This window comes from Proteus sp. GOKU (assembly GCF_015475555.1).
GTDB lineage: Bacteria > Pseudomonadota > Gammaproteobacteria > Enterobacterales > Enterobacteriaceae > Proteus > Proteus mirabilis_B.
The window spans coordinates 1046571-1068613 of the sequence record NZ_CP034105.1 but is presented as its reverse complement, the minus strand read 5'-3'; the positions used below and the strand labels follow the sequence as shown (position 1 = coordinate 1068613).

Sequence of the window (22043 nt, the reverse complement as noted above, 5' to 3'; positions counted from 1 at the left end):
ATTTATTTATTGCTCGGCCTTTTATATAACAAATAATTTAACTAGATTCGGCTATCATTCGCTTTTTGTAATAATACACCACTCTCTTTCATAAATTGAGAAGCATAATCACCAAACCAATCACTCACGTTATTAAATGAATGGATAAACTCACTCTTTGCATTTATATCTAATAGATCGATAGCTTGACCTAATGAGTGATGATATCTACGAATTAATTCAATATTCTCTTTCGATGACAAAATAATATCAGCATAAAGTTGTGGATCTTGAGCAAATAAGCGCCCTATCATTGCTAATTCTAAGCGATAAATAGGAGATGAGAGTCGCAGTAAACTGGCTAAATCAACTTTTTCTTTTGCTAAATGCTGACCATAAGCAAAAGTAGTAAAATGTCGAAGAGCTTGAATAAAACTCATGTTTTTATCATGCTCTTCTGGCGCAATAGCCTCAATTCTTGCTCCCCATACCAATAACTGCTCTAACAACCATTCAAATGCAGTATGGTTTCGTCCCTCACAGTACGCCACAACCTGTTTTGCTAAGCTAGGTACATCAGGGCCAAACATTGGATGAAGACCTAAAACGGGTCCACTATGCGCTTTTAACATCGCCTCTAAAGGCGCCTTTTTAATAGAAGCGAGATCGACAAGTAAACAGTTTTCAGGTAATGCAGGAAGTTTTTCAATAACCTCAACAGTTAAATGAATAGGTACACTGATAATCACCATCCCTGCATTATCAAAAATAGCAGGCGATTTGGTTTGCCATTCATCCGCTTCTAAGCTTTCGACTTGATAGCCAGAGAGTGTAAACAAACGAGAAAATAGTTTACCCATTTTCCCATTTCCTCCCACAATAACGATTTTACCAAGTTGAGGGTTGAGAGTTTTAAATCCTTTATCGTTCTCTTTAGTATAGGATTCTCGCATCACTCGGCGTAATACATCTTCAATTAAATCTGGGGAAATTCCCATCTTTTGTGCATCGTTACGACGAGAAGCAAGCATGGAGGCTTCTCTATCAGGTGCATAAATCGGTAAGCCGTGGCGGTTTTTAACTTCACCCACTTCAGCTACCAGTTGCATTCTTTTTGCGAGTAAAGAAAGCAGTGATTTATCTACCTGATCAATTTGCTCACGCAAACCTTGTAATTCTTCAGCCATCTATGCTTGCCTCTTTTTTCTTTATGATTATCTAACTTAACTAACTTTTTTTAACTGTGCTTCACGCTGAGCCAAAATCGGAGAAAGTTGAGCATGTAAATTTCTTAACACTGACTCCGTTGTTTCCCAACTAATACATGCATCTGTTACTGAGACGCCGTATTTCATTTCACTACGAGATTGCTCTGAAGATTGATTGCCTTCATTAATATGACTTTCTAACATAATACCAGTGATAGATTCATTACCTTTAGTGATTTGCTCAATCACAGAATCAACCACTGCCGTTTGACGACGGAAATCTTTGTTAGAATTACCGTGGCTACAATCAATCATTAATGATGGTTTTAATCCTGCTTTCACCATCTGAGCTTCGCATTGAGCAACATCTTCTTCATGGTAGTTTGGTGTTTTACCACCACGTAAAATTACATGGCCATCAGGGTTACCTTGTGTTTGTAATAAGCAAACTTGTCCTGATTGATTAATTCCCATAAAACGATGTGGCATAGAAGCCGCTTTCATTGCGTTAATTGCGGTATCTAAATTACCATCTGTTCCGTTTTTAAATCCAACTGGCATTGAAAGCCCTGATGCCATTTCACGGTGAGTCTGAGACTCTGTTGTTCTAGCACCAATTGCAGACCAACTAAACAAATCACCTAAGTATTGTGGATTGTTAGGATCTAACGCTTCGGTTGCCAGAGGCAGACCTAATTGTACAAGTTCGGTCAGTAGCTTACGGGCAATATGTAACCCTTTTTCCATTTCAAAGCTACCATCCATAAATGGATCGCTAATTAAGCCTTTCCAACCAACAGTTGTACGAGGTTTTTCAAAGTAGACACGCATCACAATGTACAGACTATCACTTAATTCAGACGCTAAGACTTTCAGGCGTTTTGCGTAATCTAACGCAACATCGACATCATGAATGGAACAAGGCCCACATACCACGAGTAAGCGAGGATCACGGCGTTGGACAATTTCAGAAATTGTTTGACGTGACTGAGCAATGGCATGCAGATCATTGCGACTCAATGGGTATTTTTGTTTTAACTCTTCAGGAGTAATTAAAACCAGCTCTTCGCTGATATTCACATTATTGAGTGCGTCTTTTTGCATGATCATAATCTTTACCTTTTTTATATCTGTCATTGTGATTTTTTGTGTGTCTGAAAGATAAGATAACACGCAATGTAAAGAAATCAATCCATATTTTTAATAATTTTGACGTTATTGTAATTCAATCTTTACACTCATGATGTTTGTTATAAATAAACAATAAATAACAATTGGTTATAAATAATGAATGAGATAAAAATAACGTGATGAAGATTAAATTAAAACGCAAGTATGTAAATTTAAATTTACACTTTATCTTTTAATGAATCTCGACATAAGAAGAATAGATTAAGATAGGAATTAAGAAATAAAAGAGAGAAAAAATTAATAAATAATATTTTCAACATGAAGGGATATAAAAAAAGGTCAGCAAATGCTGACCTTTTAACAATAACTTTCGGATGTGCGAAAGCGTATTATTTAGCGTTAAGACGCTCTTTGATACGAGCAGCCTTACCTGAACGCTCACGCAGGTAGTACAGTTTAGCTTGACGAACCGCACCACGACGTTTAACAGTGATGCTATCTACGACTGGAGAGTGAGTTTGGAATACACGCTCAACACCTTCGCCATTAGAAATTTTACGAACAGTGAATGCAGAGTGCAGACCGCGGTTACGAATAGCGATAACCACGCCCTCGAATGCCTGCAGACGTTTTTTAGAACCTTCAACAACCCATACTTTAACTTCTAAAGTGTCACCAGGACGGAATGAAGGAACATCTTGCTTCATCTGTTCTTGTTCGATTTGTTTAATAATATTGCTCATAATAACTCTCTTACCCTAGGTAAACTGATATTAATGACATCTTGTGTCAGACTTACTCTGCTGTTCCTGACAGATGTTCCTGTTGGAACTCTGTTAACAGCACTCTTTGCTCGTCAGTCAGAGCTAGGCTTTCCAGAAGCTCAGGTCTTCTTAGCCAGGTTCGACCCAGTGATTGTTTCATGCGCCAGCGATTAATATGAGCATGGTTGCCTGACAGTAAAACTGCCGGAACTTCCATACCATCTAAAACCTCTGGGCGAGTATAGTGAGGATGATCCAGTAAACCTTCAGCAAAAGAATCTTCTTTCGCAGAGGCTGCGTGTCCGAGAACACCCGGTACAAAGCGCGCTACTGCATCTATCATTATCATGGCAGGTAATTCCCCACCACTTAATACGTAATCACCTACAGACCACTCTTCATCGATTTCAGTCTGAATGACACGCTCGTCTATACCTTCATACCGACCACAAACTAGAATTAGCTTCTCATTTGTTGCCAGTTCACAAACTCCTTGTTGATCGAGTTTGCGTCCCTGAGGTGATAAATAAATCACCTTTGCTCCATCACCTGCCGCAGCTTTCGCTTGATGAATGGCTTCCCTTAAAGGTTGAACCATCATCAACATACCGGGACCACCGCCATAAGGACGATCATCAACGGTATTGTGTCTGTCGTATGTAAAATCTCGGGGATTCCAACATTCTACATTGAGCAGACCATGCTTCACTGCCCGACCAGTCACCCCGTACTCGGTTATAGAGCGGAACATTTCTGGAAATAGGCTAATTACCCCAATCCACATTTTTGTGTCCCACTATTGAGAACCGTTAACCGGATAATCTAAAAACCAGGATCCCAATCAACGATAATTTTTTTCGCTGAGAGATCGACTTTCTTGATAACCTGCCCATCAAGAAACGGAACTAACCGTTCCCCGATACCGAACGCATCTTTCAGATTCGCTTTAATCACCATGACATCATTTGAGCCCGTTTCCATCATGTCTGTAACGACACCCAGATCGTAGCCTTTATCCGTTTCTACATGGCAACCCATCAGGTCTTTCCAGTAATATTCACCTTCAAGTTCTGGAAGTTGCGAAGCATTCACAGTAATTTCAAAATTAGTCAGGAAATTGGCCGCATCTCTGTCATCAATACCTTTTAGCTTGACGATAATATCTTGGTTGTGATGTTTCCAACTTTCAATTTCAATGGTTTCCCACTGTCCATGACGCTGAATAAACCACGGTTGATATTCAAAAATGTTTTCGGCGTGTTCGGTGGAGGAAAAAACTCTGAGCCAACCACGGATCCCGTAAGGTGAGCCCAACTTACCCATAACAATAGGTTCTACAGGCTCTTTTAAGGTTTTTTGTTCGCTCATTGTTACCACCGCGACAGATTAAGCGCTTTTCTTCGCTGATTTGATCAGGCCAGCAACACGTTCTGAAACTGTTGCGCCTTGAGCAACCCAGTGTTCAACACGGTCTACGTCTAAACGTAATTCTTCTGCATTACCGGTTGCCAGTGGGTTATAAAAGCCTACACGCTCAATGAAACGACCATCACGCGCATTGCGGCTATCGGTTACTACTACTTGGTAAAACGGACGCTTTTTTGCGCCGCCACGAGCTAAACGAATTGTTACCATAACATCCTCATTAGTTAATAAAACAACCAGACGCCATCGAGGAACGGAGTCCGGTTGTCATATAAAAAGCCCGAAAAGTTTACTCACTTTGGCGAAAAAAGCAATCCAAAGCACGTTTTTTTTCAGGCTTTTTGATTTTATCGGCCTGGGAATCCAGGTGGCATCATACCTTTCATGCTACGCATCATCTTAGCCATGCCACCTTTTTTCATTTTTTTCATCATACGTTGCATATCATCAAACTGTTTTAACAAACGGTTGACGTCTTGCACTTGTGTTCCTGAACCCGCTGCAATACGGCGTTTTCTGGAACCTTTGATGATTTCCGGTTTTTGACGTTCTTTTTTAGTCATGGAATTAATAATTGCTTCCATTTTCACTAAAATTGAATCATCCATTTGTGATTTTACTGCATCTGGCACCTGAGACATACCCGGCATTTTGCTTAACATACTCGCCATGCCGCCCATGTTCTTCATTTGCTTTAATTGATCTAAGAAATCATTTAGATCAAAGCCATCACCTTTTTTAAGTTTTGTCGCTAGCTTTTCAGCTTGAGCTCTATCAACTTTGCTTTCAATGTCTTCAATCAAAGACAGAACATCACCCATGCCTAAAATACGAGAGGCAATACGATCTGGGTGGAAAGGTTCTAAGGCTTCTGTTTTTTCCCCAACACCGAGGAATTTAATTGGCTTACCAGTGATATGGCGAATTGATAATGCCGCACCACCGCGTGCATCACCATCAACTTTGGTTAATACAACCCCTGTTAATGGCAGTGCTTCATTAAATGCTTTTGCTGTATTTGCTGCATCTTGACCCGTCATGGCGTCAACAACAAACAGGGTTTCAACTGGATTAATGGCTTTATGGAGAAGTTGGATCTCTTCCATCATGCCTTCATCTACGTGTAAACGACCGGCTGTATCCACCAGCAATACATCATAGAATTGAAGTTGTGCATGTTTTAATGCATTACTTGCAATTGTGACTGGATTTTCTTGAACAGTCGAAGGGAAGAAATCAATGCCAACCGTTTCGGCTAACGTTTCAAGCTGTTTAATCGCTGCTGGGCGATAAACGTCAGCAGAAACAACAAGAACTTTTTTCTTCTTTTTCTCTTTTAAGAATTTACCTAATTTTGCGACACTGGTCGTTTTACCGGCACCTTGTAAACCTGCCATTAACACAACAGCTGGCGGTTGTGCTGATAGATCAAGGTCAGTATTCACTTCCCCCATCGCATTGACGAGTTCATTTTGAACAATCTTCACAAACTCCTGACCCGGTGTCAGGCTTTTGTTAACTTCATGCCCTACTGCGCTCTCTTTGACGCGCGCAATAAAATCACGAACCACAGGTAAGGCAACGTCGGCTTCTAATAAAGCCATACGCACTTCACGCAGTGTCTCTTTAATGTTTTCTTCGGTCAGTCTTCCTCGACCGCTTATATTGCGCAATGTGCGCGATAGTCTGTCACTTAAATTCTCAAACATTATCTTAGCTCAGTGTTAAAGTTGGGCTTATCGGTCATGTATGCCACCGATTATATCACGATGACTCGCGGATCTCTGCATAGAGATTTAAGCTTAATGACTTCAATAGTTGGAGCCGTATGCTCCTAGCGCTATACTAGGAAGTTATTCAAACAATATATGTAAGCGAAACTATGCCCGTTATATCAATCTCTATCGTCGCTGTCTGCGCTTATTTACTCAGTCTGGTGCTGTTTTTGCCCGGTCTGTTACGAAAAGAGCAGAATGGATACCGCGGATTAGCTCTACTATTTGCGGTAATTGCACTTGTTGCACATGCCATTTCATTAAAATTTTTAATTTTCCGTCCTCACAGCGGACAAAATCTTTCACTCACCAATCTAGGTGCGATTGTTAGTCTGATGGTCTGCGTTATTATGACGATTGTGGCTTCTCGTGGCCGAGCATGGTTCTTACTGCCTATTGTTTATTGTTTCGCAATAGTCAATCTTGTTATTGCAGCACTTATGCCGGGCGAATTTGTTACACATCTTGAAAGTAGCACATCACTCTTTATTCATATTGGGCTGGCTTTATTAAGCTATGCCACACTGTTAATTGCCGCTTTATATGCGTTACAACTTAGTTGGCTCGACTATCAACTAAAAAATAAGAAACTAAAATTCTCACCTCAAATGCCACCATTAATGTCAATTGAGCGTAAAATGTTTCATATCACACAAGTGGGTGTGGTATTACTGACACTGACCTTATGTACAGGTTTGGTGTATATGGATAATATTTTTGGTAAAGAAAATATCCATAAATCTATTTTCTCTATCATTGCTTGGTTTGTTTACATCATTTTATTATGGGGACATTTTCGAGAAGGATGGAGAGGAAAGAAAGTCATTATCTTTAATTTGATTGGCGCTATTATTTTAACATTAGCTTTTTTTGGTAATCGTTTATTACAAGAGTTAGTGCTTAATTAATTTTCTATTTTAGGGTAGCAAAAGGATCTCAATTTTGGAGCATGTGTCAACAACTACGCTCATTATCATACTTGTATGTATGATTATTGCCTCAGCTTATTTTTCTGGGACTGAAACCAGTATGATGACGATTAATCGCTATCGTCTTCGTCATGCTGCAAAACAAGGAAATCGCTCTGCAAAACGTGTAGAAAAATTATTACAACGTCCTGACAGATTGATTAGTTTAGTATTGATTGGCAATAATCTGATTAATATTGTTGCATCTGCACTAGCTACCATTGTTGGTATGCGTTTATACGGTGATGCAGGTGTAGCAATAGCCACTGGTGTGCTGACCTTTATTATCCTTATTTTTGCTGAAGTGCTTCCAAAATCAATTGCGGCACTTTATCCAGAGCACGTTGCTTATCCAAGTAGTGTTATTCTCTCTCCTTTGCAAAAATTGATGCTGCCTATTGTTTGGTTTTTTAATAAAATCACATTAATACTGATGCGTATTTTTGGTATTAAGTCCCCAGTAATACAGGGAAATGCGGTATCAAAAGAAGAGTTAAGAACTATCGTTAATGAATCTAAATCAAAGCTTTCACAAAGAAATCAGAATATGTTGCTGTCGATTTTGGATTTAGAAAAAGTAACAATTGGCGATATTATGGTGCCAAGAAATGAGATTTTTGGTATCGATGTCAATGACGAATGGAAATCTATCGTAAGACAGTTAACTCATTCTCCTCACGGTCGAATTGTGCTTTATCGTGATACGCTTGACGATGCAATTGGCATGTTACGTGTACGAGAAGCTTATCGCTTAATGACTGAGAAAAAAGAGTTTACCAAACAAATTCTGATGAAAGCTGCCGATAAAATCTACTTTATCCCAGAAAGCACACCGTTAAACCTACAACTCGTCAACTTCCAACGTAATAACGAAAAAGCAGGTGTTGTGGTTGATGAATATGGTGAAATTCAAGGTTTAGTAACCGTTGAAGATATTCTTGAAGAGATCGTAGGTGACTTTACTACCTCGATGTCCCCTTCTTTAGCAGAAGAAGTTATTCCTCAAAAAGATGGTTCATTATTAGTTGATGGCACAACAAATATTCGAGATATCAATAAAGCTTTTGGCTGGCATTTACCTGAAGATGAAGCTCGAACAATCAATGGTGTCATTATTGAAGAGCTAGGTGATTTACCTGTTGTCGGTAATAAAATAAAAGTGAGTGACTACGAATTTGAAATCCTTGAAGTTCAGGATAACGTCATCAAAAAGGCGTTAATTCGCCACCTTTCAATCCCACATCATTAGTGAATATAAAATAAGCGCCCTCTAAGGCGCTTATTTTTTGCAGTTTACCCTAGTTCAAACCGTAATTTGCTATTACGAAAATCAAACTCTCTGGCTGGTTTCATATAGAAAGGTTCTATTGCTTGCTCTTGTATTAGTTTTGTAGGCTTTAATTGTTGATAATCAGAATAGAAACCATGATTTTTGACCCACATAACTAAGTTTAATGCAGGCTGATAAGAATAATCAGCGCCATACTCTTCACGCCTACAAATAAAACATGCCGTCTCTCCTTTATTCAAAGTAAGAGAAAGGGACTTGCGCGGAAAATTAGTAATAAGCGCCCCCTCATCGTTTATCGCTTCAATATTAAAATGATGAGGTGCTAAGCTACGAATATTTTCATATTTTAGCTGCGAATTCTCGCCGCTATAACTGTTTGTTTTAATTTCATCTTGTTGAAAATACCAACGATATTGCTCTTCATCTTTTTCTTTATAAAGATAATCACCACATATTTTCATTATGGTGTTTGTTTGTGGTTTAGTGATCTTAGCAAATAATTCAGGATTGAGTTCTGACGAGAGCAGTAACGAATCAGGCTTGATAATAAGCTCTGGTTCGCACTGAGTGCGTTTAACATACTTTTTGTGAACTCGTTCTAAGTAACGATATTCAAGTGCTTTAGAACGCCCCTGATAGAAAAAGGCATCTTTAGGAAATTGAGTTCGTAATGTGCCTTTACCTACAAAATAAAATTCTCGAACAAAAAACTCTAACACTAATTTAGGTGATGAGAATTTGTGATTTTCCATAACAGAAGTGTACTCCGTGTATTAAGCATAAATTTAATCCATTACTGTGCTAACAATATAAGAAGATAAGAAAATAAAACAATGGAGTAGAGAAAAGAAAAATAATGAGGAGATAAAAACAAAAAAGAGACAATAAATCAGAGTGCGAATTTCCTGATCTATTATCCCCTAACGTCATAAATTAGCTATCGCTTAGATATGCAGCTCTTTTAAAGTCTCTTCAGGCAGGGCTAATTCATCGTTATGATTAATGCCAATGCTATGAGATAAAATATCGCGTGCAATATCTTGAGCTTCTGTCAGTGAATGCATTTCATAGGTACCACATTGGTACACGTTCAGCTCTGGGATATGGTTTTGATCTTTTACTTTCAAAACATCTTCCATTGCTGCTTTCCAGGCATTAGCTACACGTTGCTCTTCAGGTTGTCCAATTAAGCTCATGTAGAAGCCTGTACGGCATCCCATTGGAGAAATATCGATTATCTCAACACCATTACCATTAAGATGGTTACGCATAAATCCAGCGAACAGATGTTCTAATGTATGAATTCCTTTCTCAGGCATGGCTTTTTTATTTGGCACAGTAAAACGTAAATCAAATACCGTGATGGTATCACCTGATGGCGTTTTCATTGTTTTAGCAACGCGTACAGCAGGTGCTGACATACGTGTATGGTCAACAGTAAAGCTATCCAATAAAGGCATAAAAAACCTCCTAAGAAAAATTTAAATATTTTTAAGAAAAAATGAAACTTTCTACGAGTAGCACGGTCTTAGTAATGAATACGCGCAAATTGTTATCATCCCTATTTCTCTATAGAATTTTTTAGCCACACAAATCTTAGTGTGGCTTTTTTCTATCTAAGTTTAGGAAGCCACGTTATCGGTGTTTGTCCCCGCATGGATCTTCAAATACTCATCAAAAGAAATGGTATCACTCTTTTCTAACTCTTCTTGACGTTTTATGGATGAAATTCTCTCATGATCAAAAGCTTCATCAGTTAACGTTTCATAAGGTGTTTTAATTAATTCTTGGTAATATTCTTCAGCTAAAGATAAACCGAAACCACCAATACCTTGTGTTTTAATTTTGTCTAAAAGTCTGCCAGAGAAGGTTAATTCAGGATTATCGAACATTTCCTCTAAATTAACGCAAACTTCCATATATTTAGTGCCTGAACAGCAATCAAGAACATTAGCAACACGTTCTAAATCAGCAAATAAGGCTTTACCAACTTGCGCTAGTGGCTCTTTTCTTTCGCCACAACCCATTCCAATAACTTGACCTGGCTTACGCCCTTCTAGAATAACGTTATTCCAATTTGAACGGCAGCACGCTAATTCAGAGGCACTCATCTCTGGGGCATCCGCTAATACACACCAGATCAGGAATAAATCAAGGAAGCGAATTTGTGTTTCATCAACACCAATTGGCGTAAATGGATTGATATCAAGTGAGCGAACTTCGATATATTCAATACCACCACGTAATAACGCATCAGAAGGTGATTCATCACCTTTAACTACACGCTTAGGACGAATAGGTGCATAGAGTTCATTTTCAATCTGCAACACATTGGTGTTTAACTGAATATACTCACCGTCTTTCTTAACACCTAATTTAGCAAACTCTTCAGAAGGCTTATGAATCGCTTTTTTCAGCCCTTTGACATACGTTTCAAGATGATTAAAGGTGATATCTAAATCGCTTTGAGATTTATTGGTATACCCTAAATCACTTAAACGTAATGAAGTTGCATAAGGTAAATACTTCGCCCCTTTAGGCGTGCTTTCAAATGGTAAGTTTGTTTCTCTTCCTTTTAAGAAAGATCCACAAATTGCCGGTGATGCACCAAAGAAGAATGGAATGATCCAGCCAAAGCGATAGTAGTTACGAATAAGACGTAAGTAACCGTCAGAAATCGCCTCTTTCCCACTCTCTTCGTCTTTTACATTTGCCCATGCTTGCCAAAACTCGATAGGCAGTGAGAAGTTGTAATGCACACCTGAAATAGTTTGCATTAACGCGCCATAACGATTTTTAAGCCCTTCACGGTAGAGTGTTTTAAAACGCCCAACATTAGAGGTGCCAAATTGAGCCAGCGTAATCTTATCTTCTGCTTCAATAAAGCAAGGCATACTCATAGGCCACATACGTTCATTATCTAAGTGACGTGCTGTGTAGCGATGTAAATCACCTAAAAAATGCAAGGTATGTGCAATGCTATCATCAACAGGTGTAATAAACTCTAATAGAGACTCAGCAAAATCAGTCGTGATCCATTTATGAGTTAATGATTTACCTAATGAAATAGGATGCTCTGTTGATGCTAAATTGCCTTCTGGCGTAACTCTTAAGGTTTCACGCTCTATACCACGGTGGATTCCACATAAAACTTTAGGGTGTGCTTCCAACCAAGAAAGCGCTTTTGATACGTCCGGGATCAAAGGTGACCTCCCGCGTTGATTGATGTTAGTAAATAGATAGGAGTTACTTTATCGCAAAGTCACTAAATTGTCGCTGATTAGATGATGTTAGCATTGTTAGTTGATGCTAAACAAAGACGTTATATGATGAGAAATAAGAGAATGCAGAAAAGCAAAAAGCCCCGCAATAGCGAGGCTTTGAAGATGGTGCATCCTGGAGGATTCGAACCTCCGACCGCTCGGTTCGTAGCCGAGTACTCTATCCAGCTGAGCTAAGGATGCGTCGTCGTTATTTTTCTAGCTGCTCATATTGCAATTGGCAATCTGAGTAATGAGATGGTGCATCCTGGAGGATTCGAACCTCCGACCGCTCGGTTCGTAGCCGAGTACTCTATCCAGCTGAGCTAAGGATGCGTCGTCGTTATTTTTCTAGCTGCTCATATTGCAATTGGCAATCTGAGTAATGAGATGGTGCATCCTGGAGGATTCGAACCTCCGACCGCTCGGTTCGTAGCCGAGTACTCTATCCAGCTGAGCTAAGGATGCGCCGTTTTAATACTTTACGCTTTTAATGCAAATTATTCACCATTTGCACCAAAATAAAAACCCCATACATTAATCATGGGGTTGGAATATGGTGCATCCTGGAGGATTCGAACCTCCGACCGCTCGGTTCGTAGCCGAGTACTCTATCCAGCTGAGCTAAGGATGCAAATCTAAATGGCGGTGAGAGAGGGATTCGAACCCTCGATGCAGCTTTTGACCGCATACTCCCTTAGCAGGGGAGCGCCTTCAGCCTCTCGGCCATCTCACCATATTTAGAACCACTCGAAGAAGTTCTTACTGAACATCTCGTCTCTGTGTGGCGCACATATTACTTTCTCAGCCTAAGAAGTCAAACAATTTTTCTCAACTTTTTACGAATATACGTTTGTTTGAACACTTCACAAACAAACTGATGCGTTTATCATCAAGATTGGCTAAAAAAGTTCTAAACACAATGATATCGCTGATGAAAAATCATTCAAGTATTTTATTCTCTTAGTAAATAAATTTATTCATACAGCAAATAATTGTGAAGCGAATGATTAGAGGTAAAAAGACTTTCAATTCTGTCAATCAGAATAAACGGATAGTGTAATAATAAATACAGCTCAAGGAGAGCAAAGATAGGAACAAAGAAGGGAATCAAAAGTCTTATAAAGAGAAAAGCGCCCAAACCCGGCAAAAGTGTGGACGCTTACGAATGAATTGTAACTAACTAAAAATAGGAATTAGTTTAGTAGTTATCAGTAGGCTGAGTTTTCTCGGCCTGAATTCGTTGATAGATCTCTTCACGATGGACAGATACTTCTTTGGGTGCGTTTACGCCAATCCGTACCTGATTACCTTTAACCCCTAAAACGGTTACGGTCACGTCATCGCCTATCATAAGCGTTTCACCAACTCGACGAGTTAGAATAAGCATTCTTTGCTCCTTGAAAATTTACAAGAGTCGGGTCTCTAGAATTTCCCGGCCATTATCCATCATACATTGTCAATTCGTATAATCATTATTTATCACAAGTAACTCATACTTCATAACAAAATATAAATTTAGTGATTGATTATTTAACGGATTACCAATATCTCTATAAGGCGTTATCCCTATACAAACAGGGATAGCGCCTTTTTTCAGGTTGCTATCGCTTACAGATGCGATTCAACCCACTCGTCAACACTTGCCAAAGCTGCTGGTAAGGCTTCAACGTCAGTACCACCAGCTTGAGCCATATCAGGGCGACCGCCACCTTTACCGCCAATTTGCTGTGCTACAAAACTAATTAGCTCACCAGCTTTAACTTTAGCAGTTAAATCTTTAGTGACCCCAACAATTAAGCTCACTTTACCATCAGAAATAGTAGAAAGCACAATAATTGCAGAACCTAATTGATTTTTTAAATCATCAACCATTGTTCTTAACATTTTTGGCTCAACACCATTAAGCTCACGAACTAAAAGTTTGATACCTTTCACGTTTTTAGCTTGACCACCTAAAGAGGAACTCTCTTGAGCAGCTTGCTGATCTTTTAGTTGTTGAAGTTCTTTTTCTAATAAACGATGTTTTTCTTGGACTGTTTTGATTCTTTCGACCAAGTTTGTACCATCGCTTTTTAGAACTTGTGCAACAAGAGAGATAAGATCTGATTGTTCATGAATACTCTCAATTGCTGCAATACCAGTAATCGCCTCAATACGACGAATACCAGCTGCCGTACCTGACTCACTGACAATGCGGAATAAACCAATATCACCCGTTCTAGAAGCGTGAGTACCGCCGCAAAGCTCAGTAGAGAAGTCACCCATGGTTAAAACACGAACTCGTTCGTCGTATTTTTCACCAAAGAGTGCCATCGCACCTTTTTCTTTTGCATCTTCAAGATCCATTAACTCAGTGACAACTGGTGAGTTAAGACGGATTTGCGCATTTACAATATCTTCAATTTGTCGTAATTGTTCTGGTTTAACCGCTTCAAAATGAGAAAAGTCAAAACGCAGATACTTATCGTTAACTAAAGAACCTTTTTGAGTAACATGCGTACCCAGAACTTGGCGCAATGCTGCGTGCAATAAGTGTGTAGCAGAGTGATTTAAACGAATAGCATCACGACGAGCAATATCGATTGTGGCATTGATTTTATGGTTAACAATAAATGACCCTATGTTAACTTTACCAATATGACCAATAGCTTTACCGTATTTTTGCGTATCTGTGACTTCAAACAGGCTATCTTTACCTGTTAGAACACCTTTATCACCAACCTGACCACCAGACTCTGCATAAAATGCGGTTTTATTTAAGAAGATAATACCTTCTTCACCTGCTTTTAATTCAGTGACTGATTGCCCGTTATGGAAAATAGCGGTAATTGTGCCCTGCTGTTCATCATGATCATAACCAGAGAACTCACTGCGGCTATCCACTTTAATTAAACTATTATAGTCAGTACCGAAACCGCTGGATTCACGAGCACGTTTACGTTGCTCTTCCATTGCGATTTCAAAGCCTTTTTCATCAACTTTGATATTTCTTTCACGACAAACATCAGCGGTTAAATCGATAGGGAAACCATAAGTATCATAAAGGCGGAAAGCAGTTTCACCAGGAAGAACGTCATCTGTTAATTGAGCAAGCTCTTCATCTAATAGTTGAAGACCACGTTCTAATGTACGAGCAAACTGCTCTTCTTCCGTTTTTAATACTTTTTCAACGATAGCTTGTTGACGTTTTAACTCTTCACCCGCTTCTGCCATAACTTCAATTAATGGAGCTACTAACTTATAGAAGAAGGTATCTTTTGCGCCAAGCATATAACCATGACGTACTGCACGACGAATAATACGACGCAATACATAGCCACGGCCTTCGTTAGAAGGAATAACACCGTCGCAAATAAGGAATGAACAAGAACGAATATGATCTGCAATAACGCGTAATGATTTATTACTTAAATCTGATGCATTAGTTACTTTAGCAACTGATTCAATTAACAAGCGGAATAAATCAATGTCATAGTTAGAGTTTACATGCTGTAAAACAGCTGTAATACGCTCTAATCCCATACCAGTATCTACAGAAGGCTTTGGTAATGGGTCCATTGTACCGTCTGACTTACGGTTAAATTGCATGAAGACGATGTTCCAGATCTCAATATAGCGATCGCCGTCTTCTTCTGGTGATCCTGGAGGTCCGCCCCAAATGTGGTCACCATGATCATAAAATATTTCTGTACAAGGTCCACAAGGGCCTGTATCCCCCATTTGCCAGAAGTTATCTGATGCAAATGGTGCGCCTTTGTTATCACCAATACGGATGATTCTTTCTGCTGGAATACCAATTTCTTTATTCCAAATATCATAAGCTTCATCATCTGTGGCATATACTGTTACCCAAAGTCTTTCTTTAGGTAAGTTGAACCACTCTTTGCTTGTTAATAATTCCCAAGCAAAATTGATTGCATCATGTTTGAAATAGTCACCAAAACTGAAATTACCTAGCATTTCAAAAAAGGTATGGTGACGAGCGGTATAACCCACATTTTCTAAATCGTTATGTTTACCACCAGCGCGCACACAGCGTTGCGCGGTTGTCGCTCGGGAATAAGGTCTATTATCCAATCCAAGAAATACATCTTTGAATTGGTTCATCCCTGCGTTTGTAAACAGCAATGTTGGATCGTTATTTGGAACCAAAGAACTGCTAGGTACTATTTGATGTCCTTTAGTATGAAAAAAGTCGAGAAACGCCTGACGGATCTCAGCGGTGCTTTTGCTCATAATTATCCCGAAATCAAGCTGGAAAAACAGAAATTAGAAATCTAGTTAGAGGAGGTTTATTGTTACCTCTACTTAGCCAACGAATACATAAGTAGGGATAAGATAGAATTTCTTCTGTCAGAAGTAAAACCCCCGATAAACTTATTCGTGTTGACATTGTAAATCGTCTAGTTTTTTTCTGAAAGTGGGATTGTTATCTGAGAATGGGACTTTTCTCTATTTAAGAGCAATTATCTTGGAAAATGTTAACAACTGAAAGTATTTTCATTTTGTAATTATTAAAAAGTATTTGTTATTACTGATCTTTTATGGAATTACTCTCTATACGTTTCTTTTCTACAAATAATCTCTTTTTCTCATGGCAATTAGTTATAAACACATAAGCACCATTACTTAAATAAGATATTAAGAGCACGATAACTTACTAAAATAAAAGCGCTTATCAGTATAAAATTCACCTTACATCTCAACAAACCTTTAAATACAATTTAAATTAGATCCAAATATCTTGAAGATATTTATCTTTATATGTCAATTATTTACTATCTGGTGCAACCAGATTATCGTAATGATTCTTATTTAGATTAATTATTAATAAGAATATATCACCAAAATTTCACTATATAAAATTTCATACAACTACAAAAAATAGATTAGTAAAAAATATCGTTATATTAAATAAAGTAGTGTTAAAGGCTATTTTTCATAGGAAGAAAACAAAATAAGACTAATTTGAACCCTATTTTGAATAAAAAATACGACATATAGCAAAAAGGAAGCCTTTTTAGAGCTTCCTTTTTTAAGTGAGTTAAATCACATTAATTGACTAGTGTCTTACAACTACGATAATCGTAATATGTTTCAATACGCATTCAATTTAGCAATTTAGGCATTGGCAAAAGAATTATTCTTCTGTTTCTTCAATATCTGCCGCATCATCGCTATCGTTAGTAAAATCAGCTGCGCTAGTAAATTCGCCAGCATGATTTAATAACATTTCACGTAATTTAGTATTTAACTCATCGTACATTTCAGGGTGTTCTTTTAGGTAAGTTGTTGCATTGGCTTTACCTTGACCAATTTTCTCACCATTGTAGCTGTACCATGCACCCGCTTTCTCTACCAATTTATGTTTAACACCTAAATCGATCAGTTCGCCAAAGGTGTTGATACCTTCGCCATACATAATTTGGAATTCAGCTTGTTTAAATGGTGCTGCAATTTTATTTTTCACCACTTTAACGCGAGTTTCACTACCAACAACTTCATCACCGTTTTTAACAGAACCGATACGACGAATATCTAAACGAACAGATGCGTAGAATTTAAGTGCATTACCGCCTGTTGTGGTTTCTGGGTTACCAAACATAACACCAATTTTCATACGAATTTGGTTGATGAAAATAAGCAATGTGTTGGAGTTTTTCAGGTTACCCGCTAATTTACGCATAGCTTGGCTCATCATACGAGCCGCTAAACCAACGTGTGAATCACCAATTTCGCCTTCAATTTCTGCTTTTGGTGTTAAAGCGGCAACGGAGTCAACAACGATAACATCAACAGCACCAGAACGAGATAATGCATCACAAATTTCTAAGGCTTGCTCACCTGTATCAGGCTGAGAACACAGCAAGTTATCAATATCTACACCCAGTTTTTTAGCATAGATAGGATCTAAAGCGTGCTCAGCATCGATAAATGCACAAATTTTGCCTTCACGTTGAGCAGCAGCAATAACTTGCAGAGTTAACGTCGTTTTACCAGAAGATTCTGGGCCATAGATTTCAACAATACGACCGCGTGGTAAACCACCTGCGCCCAAAGCAACGTCTAATGATAAAGAACCCGTAGAGATGGTTTCAACGTTCATGGAACGATCTTCGCCCAGACGCATGATAGACCCTTTACCAAATTGCTTTTCAATTTGACCAAGTGCTGCGGCCAATGCTTTTTGTTTGTTTTCATCAATAGCCATGTTATCTCCCTCTGGGCAGTGAAGCATAAATATGGGTCACTACCATTAAAACGTATATGATTTTGCTTGTTGAAATTTATTATACTGTATAATCATACAGTATCAAGTTAATTATTAATAATTTCTTTAAGGATTGATTTTAAAGAAAAAATAACAGAACCAGCTCTTACTTGTTCTCGTGAACCAGTGAATATACAGTGTTTTGCTGTAGTTTGAATACCTGTTGGTGTTTTCATTGCAAAGCCGAACCAAACTAAACCAACAGGTTTTTCTTCACTCCCACCACCAGGGCCTGCAATACCGCTAACAGATACTGCAAAATCTGCATTAGCTGTTATCAGTGCCCCTTTAGCCATTTGAAGAACAACTTCTTCACTCACCGCGCCGTATTTAAGCAAAGTTTGCTCATCAACACCTATCATTTCATGCTTTGCTTCATTGCTATATGTTACAAAGCCACGATGATAATATTCAGAACTTCCTGCGATATCCGTGATAATTTTCGCAATCCATCCGCCAGTGCAAGATTCAGCCGTTGTTATCGTACTCTTCTTTTCAATTAACGCTTTACCCACCTCAATACTTAGGTGGGTCATTTCATCGTAATTTATCATTAAGGTTCATCTAACCTCTATTCTAAATCTCACTGTTTAAGATTTTTTTCTGGTGCAATCCCATAACCATAAACCACCAATTGCTAAGGCAAAAATAGCACCAAAGCCTATCCCAATAGCAACGACAGAGACACCTATACTCGTAACCAGTGAGAATAATCCAAGCATTAATAGCATTGCCGTATTTTCACCTAAGTTTTGTACAGCGATAGCATTGCCAGCACCCACACTGTGCTTTCCTTTGTCTTGTAATAATGCATTCAAAGGAACGACAAAGAAGCCACCAAAAACACCGATGATGATAAGGATTAGATAGGATGGAATAATTGAAGTTTGCAATGAGAAGTAAACAACACCAAGACCAATTAAAATACCGGCAGGCATACAGCGACGTACTGTTTTTAGTGTCACAAATTTAGCAGCTAATCCAGCACCGACCACGATCCCGATAGCAACCATCGCATTTAATACAGTAGGTGTTGTATTATCAGTCATACCTAAAGCAATAGGTACCCATTGAACCAGTAAGAAACGCAATGTGACTCCCGCGCCCCAAAACATGCTGGTTCCCACTAAAGAAAAGCGACTTTCTTTATCAGCCCATAAAGTACGTGTAGCTTCAAGAAACTGAATAAACATTTTTTTAATGTTCCAACCACGACCAATTTGAGCTGCTGATAATTTAGGTATACCAAAGTTAACAAATACCGCTAAGGCATACATTGCCGCGCAAACACCTAATGCAAAAACAATGTTCCAATCTGAGAGCAAACCACCAATGACTGATCCCAATAAAATAGCAGCAATGGTAGATGCTTCCATTAAGCCATTTGCTTTAACTAAACGCTCGCCATCTGTTAATTCACCCAAAATGCCATATTTAGCAGGAGAATAAACAGCTGCGCCAATGCCGACTAAGGCATAACCAAGGAAAGGGTCTGAGCCTACACAAATAAGAAATGCACCTACGAATTTTAAAAGGTTGCCACTGAGCATAACCCTACCTTTAGGATTACGATCAGCAAACTGTCCTACAAAAGGTGCTAAGAGAATAAAAGCCAGCACAAAGACCATTTGTAAAACAGGCTGGCTCCACTCTGGGTAAAGCGCCGATTTAAACTGAGCAAGGATCGCAAACAATAATGCATTGTCAGCAAAAGCAGAAAGAAATTGCGATATCAATACCGCTTTCATTCCTCTACTCATTAAAGGAGGCTGGCTAATATTCTCTGACATTAGTTATTTTCCTGTTCAGCAAGTTTTTTCAATGAGACAAAATCCGTTTTCCCACTTCCTAAAACAGGAATTTCTTTGATAAAACGAATATCCTTTGGTACAGCAATTTCAGCAACACCTTCCGATTTTGCCAATGCTGACAGCGTACTACGATCTAATTGTTTATCTGTTGTGAACAGGACTAATGATTCGCCTCTGCGTTTATCACTTATTGTCACAACAGCGTGCTCACCTTTAGATGCTTTACGTGCAAGTTGCTCAACACCCTCAAGAGAAACCATTTCACCCGCAATTTTTGCAAAGCGTTTTACACGCCCTTTAATAGTACAAAAACCTTCACTATCAATAGCAACGATATCACCAGTGTCGTACCAACCTTCTTCGTCAATACCTTCAGCATTGGTTGCGACAGGGACTTCCAATTTTTCAGGTGATTCAACGCGTAAATATCCCATCATTACGTTAGGACCACGTAGTTGTAGTCTACCGCCTTCGGCAATACCATTCATTGGAATTAAACGCCCTTCCATACCGGGTAACAAACGCCCCACTGTATGAGCTTTGGCACTCATAGGCACGTTGATTGAAACAACAGGTGCGCATTCTGTTACACCATAACCTTCTAAAATACGAATACCGAATTTCTCTTGCCATAAAACACGAGTCGATTCAGAAAGCTTTTCAGCTCCAGCAACCACATATCTGACTCTGGCAAAATCATAAGGGTGGGCAAATTTTCCGTAGTTTCCTAAAAAAGTTGATGTACCAAACAACACCGTACAGTTTTGGTCATAGACCAATTCAGGCACAACTCGATAGTGTAACGGGCTTGGATAAAGAAAAACGCGTGCCCCCAAGCAAATTGGAGTCAATAAGCAAGCGGTTAAACCAAATGCATGGAATAACGGCAATGCTGACATAAATTTGTCTTTCGGTGAAAAGTCAGCAATAGCGCGAATTTGATCAACGTTGGCCAATAAGCTTGAATGGCTGTGAACAACACCTTTAGGCGTTCCTTCAGAGCCTGATGTAAATAGAATAACAGCAGCATCAGTTGCATCTTGCGGTAACATCGCTTTATGTGGCGTAACTAGGTGTTTGAGGACCCAGCGTTTATCTTCACTGGTAACAGTATCTTTTAGATCCTCAAGATAAATCCAATTCGCTTCTGGGGTTTGCTCAGGAATATGTAATAAATTCCCTTTTTCTAAAAATTGACGTGATGTAAAAATGGTTTTGATTGATGCGGCTTTCATCGCATTTTGTACACCTAAACTACCCGCCGTATAGTTAAGCATTGCCACAACACGTTGACGCATTGTTGCACCTAATAGTGCAGCCGCAGTGACGGTTGTATTTGGAAGCAGTAAACCGATACGCTCTTTGGGCTCTGTATAGCGCTCAATTAATCGGCTGATCCCTAACGTTTTTTTCAGTAACCCTTGATAAGAATCTTCTTTTAGATTGATATCAGAAATTAGCGGACTAAATCGACCATATTGAGACATTGCCTGTAAAAATGCTTCATACAGCGTGATATTAGGGCGCGTTTGCATGATGGCTTCCATCATTATGTCACGCATGGCTTCACCCGCTAATCGGCGACGTTCAGAAGACTTTTCAGCTTTTGGCATCGGTAAATCAACAGCAGGAAGTACCTTGATGGTGATTTTAGGAAAGAATTGAGATTTTACTCGTAAGCTTTTACGTACTCGTGAAAAATAGCTGAATTCAGCTCCTTCAATTCTAACAGGAACAACTTTAGCGCCTGATTTTGCGGCAATAAAAGCAGCACCTTCATAAATTTTCATCAAACCATTTGTTACTGTGATCCTTCCTTCTGGGAAAATCACAACAGGACGACCTTTATCTACTTCTTTAACTAACTGACGAACAGCCATTGGGTTGGCGGGATCTAAAGGTACGATATCGGCATAACGACCTAACCATCTTGTCGTTTTTGCAGAAGCAACAGAGGTATAAACAGCAAACACAGGATTAATAGGCAGGAATAAACGTAATAATATACCGTCAATAAAAGAAGTATGATTTGGTGTAATTATACATTTTTCATATTGTGAAAACTGATTAACAAGTCCTTCAATTCTTATTCTAAATAAGAATTTAAATAGTGTTTTAAAAAACGCTATCAACATCATATCCATATCTCATTTTGCT

General features: G+C 38.8%; 18 protein-coding genes and 5 tRNA genes. 2 read left to right on the top strand and 21 right to left on the bottom strand.

Features of this window, described 5'->3' with window-relative positions; all coding sequences use genetic code 11:
- Positions 1-41: 41 nt before the first annotated feature.
- From tyrA to ffh, 7 genes are all read right to left on the bottom strand, one after another.
- A complete protein-coding gene (tyrA, locus tag EHE21_RS04910) occupies positions 42-1166 on the bottom strand; it encodes a bifunctional chorismate mutase/prephenate dehydrogenase (RefSeq protein WP_194952010.1) in 1125 nt (374 codons plus the stop codon).
- Between the two features lie 36 nt (positions 1167-1202).
- Positions 1203-2297 carry a 3-deoxy-7-phosphoheptulonate synthase gene (locus EHE21_RS04905; protein ID WP_075672419.1) on the bottom strand — a complete coding sequence of 365 codons (1095 nt, stop codon included), beginning with the start codon at positions 2295-2297 and terminating at the stop codon, positions 1203-1205.
- Positions 2298-2707: 410 nt separating this feature from the next.
- A complete protein-coding gene (gene rplS / locus EHE21_RS04900; RefSeq protein WP_023580978.1) occupies positions 2708-3061 on the bottom strand; it encodes a 50S ribosomal protein L19 in 354 nt (117 codons plus the stop codon).
- Positions 3062-3113: 52 nt separating this feature from the next.
- Positions 3114-3866 (bottom strand): tRNA (guanosine(37)-N1)-methyltransferase TrmD, encoded by a 753-nt coding sequence (gene trmD / locus EHE21_RS04895; RefSeq protein WP_109374397.1) that lies wholly within the window; start codon positions 3864-3866, stop codon positions 3114-3116.
- Positions 3867-3904: 38 nt separating this feature from the next.
- Positions 3905-4450, bottom strand: coding sequence for a ribosome maturation factor RimM (gene rimM / locus EHE21_RS04890; RefSeq protein ID WP_194952585.1), 546 nt, complete (start codon positions 4448-4450; stop codon positions 3905-3907).
- Between the two features lie 18 nt (positions 4451-4468).
- Entirely contained in the window at positions 4469-4717 is a 249-nt protein-coding gene (rpsP, locus tag EHE21_RS04885; protein ID WP_004244772.1) for a 30S ribosomal protein S16, read from the bottom strand.
- Between the two features lie 137 nt (positions 4718-4854).
- Complete coding sequence (gene ffh, locus EHE21_RS04880) at positions 4855-6216, bottom strand: signal recognition particle protein (RefSeq protein ID WP_023580979.1); 1362 nt, start codon at positions 6214-6216, stop codon at positions 4855-4857.
- A 173-nt stretch (positions 6217-6389) separates the two neighbouring features.
- Between ffh and EHE21_RS04875 the strand changes: the two genes are divergently transcribed.
- A complete protein-coding gene (locus EHE21_RS04875; RefSeq protein ID WP_088493486.1) occupies positions 6390-7190 on the top strand; it encodes a cytochrome C assembly family protein in 801 nt (266 codons plus the stop codon).
- Between the two features lie 34 nt (positions 7191-7224).
- On the top strand, positions 7225-8499 hold the full coding sequence (locus EHE21_RS04870; protein WP_088493487.1) for an HlyC/CorC family transporter: 1275 nt from the start codon (positions 7225-7227) through the stop codon (positions 8497-8499).
- A 44-nt stretch (positions 8500-8543) separates the two neighbouring features.
- On the opposite strand, the gene EHE21_RS04865 is transcribed toward EHE21_RS04870, so the two are convergent.
- The 14 genes from EHE21_RS04865 to aas form a co-directional block, all read right to left on the bottom strand.
- Positions 8544-9293, bottom strand: a complete 750-nt coding sequence (locus EHE21_RS04865; RefSeq protein WP_194952009.1) for a hypothetical protein — start codon at positions 9291-9293, stop codon at positions 8544-8546.
- A gap of 192 nt (positions 9294-9485) precedes the next feature.
- Positions 9486-10001, bottom strand: a complete 516-nt coding sequence (gene luxS / locus EHE21_RS04860) for an S-ribosylhomocysteine lyase (RefSeq protein ID WP_006534759.1) — start codon at positions 9999-10001, stop codon at positions 9486-9488.
- A 162-nt stretch (positions 10002-10163) separates the two neighbouring features.
- Positions 10164-11744 (bottom strand): glutamate--cysteine ligase, encoded by a 1581-nt coding sequence (gene gshA / locus EHE21_RS04855; RefSeq protein ID WP_194952008.1) that lies wholly within the window; start codon positions 11742-11744, stop codon positions 10164-10166.
- A 184-nt stretch (positions 11745-11928) separates the two neighbouring features.
- Positions 11929-12005: transfer RNA gene (locus EHE21_RS04850), tRNA-Arg, on the bottom strand.
- Between the two features lie 55 nt (positions 12006-12060).
- Positions 12061-12137, bottom strand: a tRNA-Arg gene (locus tag EHE21_RS04845).
- A 55-nt stretch (positions 12138-12192) separates the two neighbouring features.
- A tRNA-Arg gene (locus EHE21_RS04840) sits at positions 12193-12269 on the bottom strand.
- An 89-nt stretch (positions 12270-12358) separates the two neighbouring features.
- A tRNA-Arg gene (locus EHE21_RS04835) sits at positions 12359-12435 on the bottom strand.
- A 9-nt stretch (positions 12436-12444) separates the two neighbouring features.
- Positions 12445-12537: transfer RNA gene (locus EHE21_RS04830), tRNA-Ser, on the bottom strand.
- Between the two features lie 465 nt (positions 12538-13002).
- On the bottom strand, positions 13003-13191 hold the full coding sequence (csrA, locus tag EHE21_RS04825; protein ID WP_004244778.1) for a carbon storage regulator CsrA: 189 nt from the start codon (positions 13189-13191) through the stop codon (positions 13003-13005).
- Between the two features lie 221 nt (positions 13192-13412).
- Complete coding sequence (gene alaS, locus EHE21_RS04820) at positions 13413-16040, bottom strand: alanine--tRNA ligase (RefSeq protein WP_194952007.1); 2628 nt, start codon at positions 16038-16040, stop codon at positions 13413-13415.
- Positions 16041-16944: 904 nt separating this feature from the next.
- On the bottom strand, positions 16945-18015 hold the full coding sequence (recA, locus tag EHE21_RS04815; protein ID WP_194952006.1) for a recombinase RecA: 1071 nt from the start codon (positions 18013-18015) through the stop codon (positions 16945-16947).
- A gap of 107 nt (positions 18016-18122) precedes the next feature.
- Positions 18123-18629, bottom strand: coding sequence for a nicotinamide-nucleotide amidase (gene pncC, locus EHE21_RS04810; protein WP_194952005.1), 507 nt, complete (start codon positions 18627-18629; stop codon positions 18123-18125).
- A gap of 36 nt (positions 18630-18665) precedes the next feature.
- Complete coding sequence (gene lplT, locus EHE21_RS04805) at positions 18666-19865, bottom strand: lysophospholipid transporter LplT (RefSeq protein ID WP_194952004.1); 1200 nt, start codon at positions 19863-19865, stop codon at positions 18666-18668.
- Positions 19865-22024, bottom strand: coding sequence for a bifunctional acyl-ACP--phospholipid O-acyltransferase/long-chain-fatty-acid--ACP ligase (gene aas, locus EHE21_RS04800; protein WP_194952003.1), 2160 nt, complete (start codon positions 22022-22024; stop codon positions 19865-19867). The genes lplT and aas overlap by 1 nt, the downstream gene beginning before the upstream one ends.
- Positions 22025-22043: the final 19 nt, after the last annotated feature.